Annotated in this window: 10 protein-coding genes; 4 read left to right on the plus strand and 6 right to left on the minus strand. The window is 58.3% G+C overall.

The window, feature by feature from the left end; translation table 11 throughout:
* Positions 1 to 132: 132 nt before the first annotated feature.
* From I6L44_RS06735 to I6L44_RS06745, 3 genes are all read left to right on the plus strand, one after another.
* Positions 133 to 1,374: a triacylglycerol lipase gene (locus I6L44_RS06735; protein ID WP_216953641.1), complete on the plus strand. Its 1,242-nt coding sequence runs from the start codon at positions 133 to 135 to the stop codon at positions 1,372 to 1,374.
* Between the two features lie 479 nt (positions 1,375 to 1,853).
* Positions 1,854 to 2,057, plus strand: coding sequence for a hypothetical protein (locus I6L44_RS06740; RefSeq protein WP_216953642.1), 204 nt, complete (start codon positions 1,854 to 1,856; stop codon positions 2,055 to 2,057).
* Positions 2,058 to 2,355: 298 nt separating this feature from the next.
* Positions 2,356 to 2,982, plus strand: a complete 627-nt coding sequence (locus I6L44_RS06745; protein ID WP_042055942.1) for a heme-binding beta-barrel domain-containing protein — start codon at positions 2,356 to 2,358, stop codon at positions 2,980 to 2,982.
* Between the two features lie 36 nt (positions 2,983 to 3,018).
* On the opposite strand, the gene I6L44_RS06750 is transcribed toward I6L44_RS06745, so the two are convergent.
* The 6 genes from I6L44_RS06750 to cmoM form a co-directional block, all read right to left on the minus strand.
* On the minus strand, positions 3,019 to 3,546 hold the full coding sequence (locus I6L44_RS06750) for a hypothetical protein (protein WP_236727593.1): 528 nt from the start codon (positions 3,544 to 3,546) through the stop codon (positions 3,019 to 3,021).
* Between the two features lie 158 nt (positions 3,547 to 3,704).
* The gene (locus tag I6L44_RS06755) at positions 3,705 to 4,091 is read right to left on the minus strand and encodes a septal ring lytic transglycosylase RlpA family protein (RefSeq protein ID WP_216953643.1); all 387 of its coding nucleotides are present in this window, start codon (positions 4,089 to 4,091) and stop codon (positions 3,705 to 3,707) included.
* A gap of 259 nt (positions 4,092 to 4,350) precedes the next feature.
* Positions 4,351 to 8,778 carry a chromosome partition protein MukB gene (gene mukB / locus I6L44_RS06760; protein WP_216953644.1) on the minus strand — a complete coding sequence of 1,476 codons (4,428 nt, stop codon included), beginning with the start codon at positions 8,776 to 8,778 and terminating at the stop codon, positions 4,351 to 4,353.
* 3 nt (positions 8,779 to 8,781) lie between these two features.
* A complete protein-coding gene (gene mukE / locus I6L44_RS06765) occupies positions 8,782 to 9,501 on the minus strand; it encodes a chromosome partition protein MukE (RefSeq protein WP_005336835.1) in 720 nt (239 codons plus the stop codon).
* Positions 9,482 to 10,816 (minus strand): chromosome partition protein MukF, encoded by a 1,335-nt coding sequence (gene mukF / locus I6L44_RS06770; RefSeq protein ID WP_216953645.1) that lies wholly within the window; start codon positions 10,814 to 10,816, stop codon positions 9,482 to 9,484. The genes mukE and mukF overlap by 20 nt, the downstream gene beginning before the upstream one ends.
* A gap of 100 nt (positions 10,817 to 10,916) precedes the next feature.
* Positions 10,917 to 11,693, minus strand: coding sequence for a tRNA uridine 5-oxyacetic acid(34) methyltransferase CmoM (gene cmoM / locus I6L44_RS06775; RefSeq protein ID WP_031227571.1), 777 nt, complete (start codon positions 11,691 to 11,693; stop codon positions 10,917 to 10,919).
* Between the two features lie 101 nt (positions 11,694 to 11,794).
* Here cmoM and elyC point away from each other — a divergent pair, with 101 nt between their 5' ends.
* On the plus strand, positions 11,795 to 12,565 hold the full coding sequence (gene elyC, locus I6L44_RS06780) for an envelope biogenesis factor ElyC (protein WP_216953646.1): 771 nt from the start codon (positions 11,795 to 11,797) through the stop codon (positions 12,563 to 12,565).
* The last annotated feature ends 45 nt before the right edge of the window (positions 12,566 to 12,610 follow it).

Raw genomic sequence — 12,610 nt, forward strand, 5'->3', positions numbered from 1 at the left:
CCTTATCAGCCCCGCCATGCATGGCCCGTTACTGGTAAACCTGCCACAAAGGGCGCAAGCTGGTTTGATATAGAGATACGCTGCGCTCTTCGCGGCACGACAACGCGATACCCGCTTCCACAAGGGCTTGCCATGACCGACGCCACAGACCCATCGCCATCCTCTTCCTGGCATCTTTCGGATATCCGCGAGCTGGCGCAACTGCTGACTCTGGCGCTGCCCGCCGCGGTAGAGATCACTGAAGCGGTACATCAGGCGGTACTGAGCGGTATGGGGCTCAAGGGACGAGATGAGGGAAAAACAGCCGGGATCACCGGACTGGTCTACAAGGGGGTACATGGCACCGCCAACAACCTAAGCAGCGGCATCAACCATCTGCTCAGCCGCCTGCCAGCCACACCGCCGCCCCACCAGATCCCCGAAACCCCGAAACGCGCGGCCCTGATCGCCACGCTCAACGGCGTGTTGGGGGACAAGCTGGTTGAGCACCACAATGCTCTCGCCACCCCCATGACCCTGCGCTATCAGGGCAAGCCCCTCGATTGGCAGGCGATGCCAAAGGATCTACCCCGCGAGGGACGGGTGCTAGTGATGATCCATGGCCTCTGCATGAACGATCTGCAGTGGCAGACCGAGCATCAAGGCAAGCCAGTCAATCACGGAGAGCAACTTGCCGCCGCGCTTGGCTATCAACCTCTTTACCTGCGCTACAACTCGGGCCTGCCCATTTCACAAAACGGGCAGCAACTTGCCCTGTTGCTGGAACAGTTGCTCGCCCACTGGTCGGGAGACCTAAAAGAGATAACGATAATGGGCTACAGCATGGGCGGACTGGTTGCCCGCAGCGCCTGCCACCATGCCAGCCAGGCCGGGCTCACCTGGCCTGCACACCTTGCCAACCTGATATTTCTCGGCACACCACACCACGGCGCGCCGCTCGAACATGCCGGTCACTGGCTGGAGCAGTTGCTGCCCGCTACTGCCTACAGCGAGCCCTTCGTCAGACTGGCGCGGCTGCGCAGTGCAGGCATCAGGGATCTGCGCCACGGCAAGGTGATCGAGACGCTCGCCCCACCCGATCCCGCCACGCCCTTGCGCGATCCCCGCGTCCCACTCCCCTTGCCCTGTAGCGTCAACTGTTATGCCATCGCCGCGACCACTGCCGCCAAGCGCAGCCTGCTGGCCGACCGGCTGATTGGCGATGGGCTGGTGCCCCTTCGCAGCGCCCTCGGCCAGCACAACGAGGCGCGCCATCAGCTGGCTTTTCTGCCCGCTCATACCCTGATCGTCTATCGCACCAGCCATATGGCCCTGCTCTCCAGCCCGCAGGTAAGCCAGCAACTGCTGCGTTGGCTCAGCCCCTTGCAGTTATAGCGAGCTGGCTATTAAAGCAACAGAGTGCTGGTTCACAAAGGAGCCCTGTGGCACTCTGGGACGTCAAAGGGAAGACCCACACTGACACTTGATGTGTCCCCACTGCAAAGGAGCGGCACCGATGGCCAAAGCAAGCAAGAAAGAGATCAAGAAGAAGATCGCCGCTCGTCTTGAGAAAATTGCCAAGCATGAAGGCAAGATCAAGAAGCTGAAGAAGGCCCTGAAGTAGGGCCCATCGAATAAGAAAAACCGCCAATAGGCGGTTTTTTCATCCCCCTTTCGCCCCTTTACCATCGTTTTGATACCAATGGCCTTGATGTAAACGCCTCAAGCGCACCTCAGCAGAACAACCCAGCTGAAACCACGCACATTCTCATCACCGCTATTTGGTCTAACAGCGCCAATCGGGCGCCGCGCGCCCCCTTGTCAGCAACTACCTTCAACGGAGTGTTTGATATGAGCCAGCAGTGGAGCGCCATATGTTCTCTTACACCCTCACCTTCAAAGATGATGTCGACCGCCTGACCGCCCCCGAGCAGGAGGTCTCCTTGCAAAGCCCTGCCCAGGCGGGCGATTTCCTTATCCTCTCCGACGGCAGCCGCCATCAGGTGATGTTTGTCACCCACCGCGCCCACTACAGCAGCCTCTATCTCGATAAAGGGGTCAGGGTGCCACAGAGTTAGTGGCTATCGCCTTCAATTGATGGGGCTGGGTGAAATATTCACGCCGTTGACATAATAATCATCGCATCATGTCAATGTTCCTTTATCTCTATCACGATATATCTGAGGAAGCGCGATGAAAAAATACAACATTGTCTTATATCAAATTCAATTTATTTAGCCACGAAAAAGCAAATCATACATCACAAAAACGAACCACCATCACTCAATATCATTGACCACACCCTTGGTGCGTTATAACAATTACTTTGCTGAACATATTTATTCGCAAGTCATTATTAGTGATGGAGTTATCACAATGAATAAAGTTATCTTACCCATAGCATTAATTACCTGTGCCACGCTCGCTCACGCAGAGTCCAGCACTATTATCAACGGTCTGGATTTTGGTCCATTAGCTCAGTTGGCTGGCACATGGAAAAGCACCGATGCTGGTGGTGTAGATGTAGCACCCGGCCAGGAGGGTAGCAAAGTTGGCAAAGGGGGGCCGGCAGTGGAACCCTTTTACGAAGTCATTACTTTTGAACCGGCAGCCGATGCTAAAAATGCCAGCGAACAATATCTGGTAGCCATGTATTACAAACAGGAAGTATTCAGAAAAAGCGATAATGGGAAATTTCATGACCAACGCGGCTATCTGATTTATGACAAGACTAATCAGCTTGTTTACAACTCATACTGTATACCCCGTGCAGTCTGTGTGGTCACTGAAGGCAAAGCGGGTAACAAAATCGAGTTCAAGACGGGCAAGCGCGGTATTGCGGAAAGCAATTATATGACCATTAATGATTCCACCACGGATTTCTCGATGACTCTGGACTTCTCAGAGAAAGATCTCCTCAAATACAGTCAAACCACCAACCTGATGGTGTATGGCAAGCCATTCGCACACTCCGATAGTGCATCCCTGACCAGAACCAATTGATGTTTCATGGCCAAGGTATTCATTACCTTGGCTTTTTTATATTCGTCGATAGTCTATCCTGATGGCATCCCTATCCCACTCGGGGTTAAGCACACCGGCATACCAGAGTGTCAGAATGACATCCATCTGATTGTTATGCTTAACAACCTTGCCGCTCTTACAGGCCGAGACCACTTCCAGCCATAACTGCTCGGGATTGATCGGTTTGGTAATATCCTTGTGTGACAATAAATCAATGGCAGCCAACACATATGCTCTGGTTTTGGTCGCAGCTACATAATGAACTGGCATGATGCAACTGATACAACCAAGACTGCAAAGAGTCAAAAAAGTTACCTTTGGATTATTCTTGAATTTCCCTGTACTAATATCATCACCAAATGCTTCAGCAATAGCCATATCCCAGGCGGTGGCATGTCCATAATTATTCTGCACCATCAGATGAACAGCTCTCAGCGCTGCACCACCATATTTACCATAGATAATCATCACTAATCCCTCCTTTTGCCCCATAGTAAGGCCGAACAGGCGAGATAAGCTAAAATAAATATCAATCACGATCATCGATTTTTTCCATTGATAACAAATCCATTTTTAGCTGAATTAAATATTGATCCATATCAATGTTATATCTTTATCTACCGAAAGGCTGACTGGTCGATGTCAGCCTTCCAATATCATTCATCAACATCCATTTTCGTGTATAAACGGGTTCACCCAGCCTAGAGCACCTCTATTTTTACTTTGATAATCCCGTCGCGAATATTGCCGATGGTGCTAAAGGCAGATTTGGAGAGATCGATAATACGCCCACTTTTAAAGGCGCCGCGGTCATTGACCTTGACCACTACGCTCTTGCCGTTGGCGAGGTTGGTGACCCGCACCATGGCGCCAAAGGGCAATTCCATATGGGCGGCGCTATTGAGGTTGTTGCGATAGATCTCGCCGCTGGCGGTCTTTTTGCCGTGATAACGGTCGGCATAATAGCTGGCGTAGCCGGTCTCGCTATAGCCGCGCCAGCTGCCGCCGTGACTCTCGTCATAACGGCTGCTACAGGCCGCCAACAGCAGGCAAAGAGATAACAGCAGCCCTTTCTGGATATGTTGCACCTTTCCCCTCTCCTCTCTTCTTCTTTTCTCTATGCGCAATTTTTCTTCTTCGATACGGCCGGTGACGCTGGCGACACGCTTGCAGGCGGGAGACCTCACCTTGCCATAGCTCCAAGGCACTCATCATGTTACTCGTCTTGTTGTCAGGCAACAGCGACCGCGCGGCTACTTTGCCATATCTTCCATGCAAAAAGGGAGGCAAATGCCTCCCTTTCAACTAGTTACCGGTCATCCTTTGTCGGGATGGGCCAGAGACTTCTCAGGCAATCAGCTTGTCGTCGGCAAAGCCGAAACCGCGCAGGCCCACCACATGTACGTGCTCGTGCTTGCCCTGCACCTTGCGGATGAGCTTGTAGGTGGTGCCCTTCTCGGGGCTGATGTTCTCGGGCGCCGCGATAAGCAGCTGCATATCCTGCCGCTCGCACAGCTCGAACAGGGTGGCGATGGATTTGCCATCCAGACGGGCCGCTTCGTCGAGGAACAACAGGCGGCAGGGGGCGATATCCTTGCCGCGCAGACGGCGGGACTCCTCCTCCCAGCTGATCAGCACCATCAGCAGGATCGCCTGACCGGTACCGATCGCCTCCCCAGTGGAGAGTGCGCCGCTCTCGGCCCGCAGCCAGCCATCGGCTCCGCGCTGCACCTCGATCTCCAGCTCCAGATAGTTGCGATAGTCGAGCAGCACGTCGCCCATCACCTGATAGCTGCGATCCCCCTGCTCGATCTGCGGATTGAGGCGCTGGAACAGCTTGGCCATCGCCTCGGAGAAGCTGAGCTCCTTGTCGGCGAACAGATCGTTGTGCATGGCGGTTTGATCGGCCAGCGCCGTCAGCAGACGGGTATGGGCCTCGCGGATGTTGACGTTGAGGCGCACCCCGCGCACCAGACCGAAGGCGATGTTCTGCAAGCCCTGGTTGAGTACCCGGATGCGGTTCTGCTCGCGGCGGATGATATTGGTGATCTTGGCCGCCACCTCGTGGGAGGAGAGCGACAGGTGGGTTTCCCGCTGCTTGAGCTCGTCGGCGAGACGGGCCAGCTCGATCTCCATCTCCTCGATCGCTTCGACCGGATCATCGGAGCGGATGATGTCGTTGCGGATGCGATCTTTAAGGTAACGGTAGACCTGCACGTAGAAGGCGACCTTCTGCTCGGTGCTGCGGTTGCCCTCCGACAGTCGCAGCGCATCGCGCAGAGCTTCGTCGTGGGCCACCGCTACCCGCAGGGCGCCGAGGGCCTTGTCCGACATGGAACGCAGCTCGTCGCTGTCGAGGTACGCCAGCTCGCGCTTGTTGAGGCGCTTCTCGACATCGGTCTCCCGCGCCAGGCGCACCACCCGTGACCAACTCGCCTTGTGACCCACCAGAGATTTACGGGCGCTGTAGTAATCCTTGCCTTCGAGCTTGAGACGACCGCCAAGGGATTCGATCTCGCGCTTGGTTACCTGCAACTGGGCCTCGGCGCTGGTGCGACGGGAACGGGTGCGGATCAGCAGCTCTTCGATCTCTTTCTTGTGGGCGCGCGCCTTCTCTTCCATATCGTCAGAGAGGGTCAGCCCCATGGCCGCCAGCTCCTGCTCGAACTCGGTCAGGGTCTGGCGCTTGGCCTCGACGCTGGAATTCAGCGCAGTGCGCAGCTGCAACGCCTCGGTGTGACGCTGGGCAATCTGCTTGTGCTGCTCGCCAGCGGTGCGGGCTGCCAGCTCGGCCGCTTTAAGCTTCTCTTTGAGTCGCTCGCTCATCTCGGAGGCCTTGCCCAGCAGATCTTGCGCATCCTGATAGGCAAAGTGCGGCAGACGGGCCACCAGCTGATCGAGGGCGTAGCAACGGCGTTTCTGCTCAGCCAGCAGGTCGCTCAACTCATCATAGGCGGCCTGCAGCACGGCAAGATCCTGCGGATCCTGACGCAGCACCTGCACCATGGTTTCCAGTTTTTCCAGCGACTTGCCGTGTTTGGCGATAAAGGCTTCGGCCTGTTTCAGCGCTTCCACATCGGCGTGAGCCGCCTCGAGGCGGGCCGCCAGATCAGTCTCGGCAAACAGGTGGGCAAAGGGCAGCATCCCCTGCACCAGCTGGATATGGCGGGTCAGCTGGGCGGCGGCCGCTTTGGCTTCAGCCAGCTGCTTGTCGCACTCACCGATGGCACCTTGCAGCGCGCGCAGTTCGGCCTGCTTGGCCTGCACTTCGGCTTCGGGGTCGGGGCGGAAGGCGATATCCAGATGCTGGCCGATAAAGTCGCGGAAGTGACCGTAGAGACGGTGGTACTTCTGCTGCTCAAACGCAGCCTTGGCGTAACCCTCGATCAGCCCTTCACGCTCAAGGTCGAGCTGCTCGATCCGCTTTTCCCGGGCAGCGCGGCCAAACAGCGGCAGCTCGGGGTAGCGGGAGAAGCGCACCTGACGCTTGCTGGTGCGTACCAGCACGGCGTCCCCCAGCTCGTCCGCTTCCACCAGATCCTCGTCAAAGGAGTCGGGGTTGCCCTGAATCAGGTAGATATCTTCCGGGCAATCTTCCAGCTTTTTCAGCCGCTCGATGGCGCCCTCAAGGTCGAGCACCACCAGGGCGCTGCGAGCCGGGCCATAGAGCGCCGAGTAGTAAGGGGCATCGTCGATGGAGATGTCGTCATAGACATCGGAGAGCAGCACGCCCCCCACCTGCTCGGCGATGCGGGCAAGACGCGGATCCGCCTCGCCGGCTCCCAACTGCAGGTTGCGAATTTGCAGCTCCAGCGCCTGTTTCTGCGCCGCGATGCGGTTGCTCTCCTGCTCGAACTCGCGCTCCTTGTCGAGCACTGTCTGCATACCGGCCGAAAGCTCTTCGGCGGTGGCGAGCGGCAGCCCACTCTGCTCGCGCAGCTGCTCGAGTTTTTCAAAGGATTTCAGCCAGCGCGGCGCCAGCTTGGTCAGCTCCGCAATATCACGGCCCAGCTGGGTGCCCTGATGCTCGAGGCTGGCGCGGCGCTGATTCACCTCCGCCTGCTGCTCGGAGAGCTCCTCCTGACGAGTGCGCTGGGCTTCGAGGAAGATCTCCAGCTCATCGCTGCTGGCAATCAGCTGGCCAGAGGCCTGCTGCAGCTCGTCACGCAACTTGAAGAGACTCTTCTGGCTTTCACTCTCTTTCTCGAGGCGAGCCAGCGCAGCGCGCAGCCCCTGCCCCTGGGCGATGCGAGCCTTGTCTTCGATGTGACGCTTGAGCAGCGCCTGCGCGGTAGGCCAGGCGGCCTCGCGCACTGTTTCCGGAGCGATGTTGAGCAGCAGCGCCAGCGCCGCTTCGTGCTCGGCCACTGCCGCCTTGGCCAGTGCCAGCTGCTGCTCGGCCCCCAGCACCCGGCTGGTGAGGCTCTGCTCGGCGCTACGGAACTGGTGCAGGGTGTCGCTCGCCTGTTCGGCGGTCAGCCCCGGCAGCTCGCACTGCTCGCGGGCAGCATCAAGGGCCTGCACCGCCTGACGGTACTGGATCGCGCGGGTCTGCTGGATATCGAGCGCCTGCTGGTAGTCGGCCAGCTGGGTCTTGAGGCTGTCTACTTCTGCCTGCGCCAGCTCCTTGCGTTCTTCCACTTCCAGCAGCTGGCCGTGGATCTCCTCCACCACCGCCTGCTGCTGCTCGAGTTTGTCAGAGAGATCCGCCAGATCGGCGCGGTACATCTCGATCTTTTTCTGCAAACTGACAGCCGCCATCACCTTGGCAAGGTGCTCGGAGGCAGACTCCAGCTCGTCGGTCAGCAATTTTTCGCGGTTGGTGAGCTGCTCCACCTCGTCGGCCAGATAGATGGCGCGCTGCTTCTCTTCGGCCAGAATACGGCGCTTGTCGGCCAGCTCCTGGCGCGCCTTGAGGGCCAGCTCGGAGAGACGGCTCTTCTCGGCGGCGTTGCGCACATAGTCCGCTGCCACATAGTGGGTGGTTTCGGTGATCAGGTTCTTGAACAGATCCCGCTGACCCTGGGTCTCCTTGATCGCTTCCAGCGTGCGACGGTTTTCATAGATGGCCGCCTCCATGTCTGCAAACGCCTTGCGCACCCCGGAGTTCTCCGGCAGCAGGTATTCGCGCAGGGAACGGCTGATGGACGAGGAGATGCCGCCGTAGAGGGATGCCTCGATCAGGCGATAGAACTTGCCGCGATCTTTTTGATCACGCAGCTTCTTCGGGGTGATGCCGAACTCGAACATGAAGTTGTGATAGTCGGTCACCGTATTGAACTTGGCGACTTTCAGCGCACCCAGCTCGGCGGCCGCCCCTTTCAGGTCGGTAAAGGCACGTACCCGCCCCTTGCCGCCATCGAGCTTCTCCAGCAGCAGATCGGTCGGAGCCAGATTTTCCGGCACATCCACCAGCGCAAACGGGGTGATGTTGACCTTGTTGTCACGGTTGGCCACCTGCTCAAGGTGAACGCCGACCCAGATCCGCTGTTCGCGGCTGTTCATCACTTCCAGCAGGGAGTAGCAGTGGCCGCGCTGCAGCTTGCCGTAGAGCCCCTTGTCACGGGAGGCGCTGCTGGAGCCCGCCTCCGTGGTATTGCGGAAGTGAAGCAGTGACTGGTCGGGGATGAGCGCCGCGATAAAGGCCGCCATGGTGGTGGACTTGCCCGCGCCGTTGCCGCCGGAAAGAGTGGTGACCAGCTGGTCGAGATCGAAGGTCCGGGCAAAGAAGCCGTTCCAGTTGACCATGGTCAGGGATTTGAACTTGCCTCGCACCGGTTATACCTCCAGATCCAGTTGTTCTTCATCGAGATCCGCCTCGATGTCATCAAAGAGCGAGTCGCTGCTCGGCATTTCGTCGTCGTGGAAGATGGCTTCACCCTCCTGGATCATCCGCAGTTGAACGGCACGCGGATCTTCATCGGAACGCACGTCAGCGGCGAAACGGAACACCGATTCGTTGACCCGGAATTTATCCCCGTTGCCAAGGGCGGTGATCATGCCAAGGCGGCGCAGACGGCGCATGGAGGTACGGATCTTTTCGAGCAACTTCTTCTTGTCGAGATCGGTACCGCCGGAGCGGCTGTTGACCATACGCAGCAGCTGCTTCTCGTCGGCGAGGCTCAGCACCTCTTCTTGCAGCTCGGCCATGGCGAATACCCCTTCCGAGGCGAGACGATCCGGGCTCAGGTAGAGGTAGCAGAGCACCTTGCCCACCAGCATATCGAGCTCGGAGAGCACAGTGGTGCCGATGTCGGAGCTCGGGCGTGGGCGCAGGTAGAAGAAGCCTTCCGGTGCCTTGATCAGCTCCACCTGATAGCGGCCGTAGAAGATCTCCAGCTCGCTGTGATATTCGACCAGTGCCGAATGCTGCTCGAACTCGTCGGCACTGATGTGGCGACCGGAGCGCAAGGCGGTGTCGATGCGCGGAAACAAGGGGTTGGCAATCGCCTCTGCAAGGCGCAGCGGCAAGGGAAACTCAGAATTGATCAATGACATAGGCCTGAACCTTGGATCCAGCTTGGTTAATGGGTTTCCATGCGGGTTGGCGATGCAGTTCGCGCTCGCCGCTGGCATGGCCCAGGCGCACGGCCTGGTCGATCAGAAGACGCGCCACATCGAAGTGGGCATGGGCCGGGTAGTCCAGCAGATATTCCCGCAGCACATCGGCCAGATCCAGCTGCTGGCCCTGCTCGGGGTAGCGGGCCAGATAGCGCTCGATGCGCTCGGCCAGCTCCTGGTTGATATCCACCATCTGGACGTACTCCATCTCGAGTGGCACCTCACCGGTCACCTCCTCGTCGTGGATGGCGATGGTTTCGTCACGCAGCTCCAGCAGACGGGGCTCTTCGGCCACCCGCAGCTGCCAGTTGTGCTGCTCGAAATTGCGAATGGACTCGCGCAGCCGCTGGCTGAAGGCACGGTTCTTGTCCATGTCGATGGCGTTGCGGATAAATTTGTGGACGTGTCTGTCGTAGCGGGACCAGAGCTCGATGCACTGCTGACCCCAGCTGGTGATGACGTCAAGACGACCTTGCAACGCGTGAGTCAGCTCCTCGACGTGGAACAGATCATCGCGCCCCTGCGCCGCTTCCTGAATGTTGAGCAGCCCCGCCTGCAGGCGGTGGCCGGCAGCGTCCAGGGTATCCTGCAGCTCGCGCAGGGTCTGGCCGGTCTCGTGCAGCAGTTTTTCGCAGCTGTGAATGGCATCGACCCAGTTCTGGGTCAGCAGGGCCGCGATCTCGCTCTTGACCTGATTCTGCTGCTCATCCATGGCACGCTGGGTGAGATCGATGCGCCCCAGGGTCTCTTCCAGCGAGAAGGTGAGGCGCGGCAGCACCTCGGCATCCCACTGCTCGCGGGTGTTGGTCTCGAGCGCCGCCTTGCGGGCGGTGTCGAGCTCGGCAGCCAGGTGTTCGAGCAGAATGGAGAGCTTGATGGAGTCAACCTGACGCTGATCCATAAAGAAGTCGACGATGCTCACACCCAGGCGTGACAGGCGGTAGAGGCTCTCCCCCGCCACCATGTCGGTATTGAAGCGCGACAGCAGCTGCTGGCGAATAAGATCGTTGATGGCATTGTTGGCGCGACCGGTGAGGGTCTCGTCCATCTGGCCGAAAGCGCTGCTGACATAGCCAAAGGCGTCGTGCAGCGCCGCTTCCGACAGGTCCGACTCATCTTCGGACAGGGTCTTGATTGCAATCAGAAAGGCCAGCCGGTCGGTTGGCAGGCTCAACGCCAACCCCTCCTGCCTGACCCACCCTACTAGCTCCGGCAAAGAACGCTCTGGCAGGGTACGGGATGTACTCATCATGATGTTGTCATCTCGTTGTTGTATTGGGCGCAAAATCGTGCGCGCGGCTACATCCGGTAGCATCGAAAACATGGTTCACATCGACGTGAACCGCGAGCAGTCAGCTGGCCGGCTTCTGGGCCATCACATGGATATAGCGGCCGAGGGCGACAAAAGGCTCCTGACGGCAATATTGCTGCTCCATGGCCAGCAGATCGTCGAACTTCTCCACCTGATCCTGCTTGTGACGCATATAGTCGTGGATCACCCGCACCCCAGTCTTGCCGATGATGCGCAGCCCCCCGCGACCAATCCAGTCATAGACCTGCTCCGGCAGCTGGGGATTGGTGGGCGTAAGCGCTGTCTGACGCTTCTTGCGAAGACCAAGGCGCACATAGTCAAAATTGCCCACCACCAGGCTCTGGAACAGCAAACCATGACGGTTGTAGAAAAGCAGCGACAGTATGCCCCCGGCATTGACGAAAGGGAACAGACCCAGCAAGGTCTGGCGCGGCTCGGCAAGCCACTCCAGCACCGCATGACAGAGCACCAGATCAAAGGTCCCGGTCACGTGTTGCTTCAGATCCTGAATGGGGCAATGGATGAGACGGATTTTGTCTTCCAGCCCCTTCTCGGCGATCTGGCTGCGGGCCAGTTCCAGCATTTCTGCTGACAGATCGCACAGCTCCACCTGATGGCCCATGGCCGCCAGCTTCTGGGCGAAATAGCCAAAACCGCCCCCCGCATCGAGGATGCGCAGCGGACGGTTGCCAAGGCGGGCCAGGCAGGCTTCGATGTCGCTCCAGACAATGGTGGTGCGGATGCGCCCCTTGGTGGAGTCGTAAATGTTGCGGGCGAACTTGTCGGCGCGCCCGTCAAAACTCTGATCGTGCTTCAAGGAGAAACTCAACATTAGCGCCACAGGGTTGTGGCCATCCCAAAAAAGAGAGGTATTCTGTCACATCCCGAATTTGCTGAAAACTCAAGGAAGTGTCTGCCGTGTTTGTGATTAAAAAGTGGCTGGGTCAGCTGTTGATGCCGCTCCCCTTCTCCCTCTCCCTGCTGTTGGTCGCCCTGCTGCTGCTCTGGTTCACCCGTTTTCAGAAAACCGGCAAACTGCTGGCCACTCTCTCGCTGCTCATTGTGGCGCTGATGGGGATGCGGCCGATGAGCTATGAACTGGCCCGCGGGCTGGAGCAGACCTACCCGCCGTTCGAGGTGAGCCAGCATCCCAACATCGACGCCATAGTGGTGCTCGGCAATGGCCATGTCAGCGACCCGGTGGTGCCGATGCGCAGTTGGCAGAACAATATCTCGCTGGCACGAACTCTGGAGGGGGTGCGCCTCGCCCAGGCCTATCCCGACGCCGAGCTGGTTTTCTCCGGCTATGTATCGGGGGATCCCCTCTCCAATGCCGAGGTCAATGCCCGGATGGCTGAGAGCCTCGGCATATCCCGTTCGCGGATGACGTTGTTTGAAAACAACAAAGACACTCATGATGAGGCGGTCAGTATCAGTCGTCACCTCAAGGGAAAAGAGGTGGCGCTGGTCAGTTCAGCAACCCACCTGCCGCGCGCCATGGCCCTCTATCAAGGTCAGGGACTCAATGCCGTGCCGGCCCCCACCGACTACACCGCCAAGCAGAGCCAGGTACCCCAGCCCCTCTACAGTTATTTACCCAAAGGGCGTTATTTGATGTATTCCGAAGCTGCCATCCACGAATGGATTGGGGTATGGTGGGCTCGCTTGCGGGGGCAGGTTAACGAATGAGCGATCAAGCGTTTCATTCCTGATTTGGATCAGGAAAGCGAAAAA

The sequence above is a fragment of the Aeromonas sp. FDAARGOS 1414 genome (assembly GCF_019047065.1).
Classification (GTDB): domain Bacteria; phylum Pseudomonadota; class Gammaproteobacteria; order Enterobacterales; family Aeromonadaceae; genus Aeromonas; species Aeromonas veronii_A.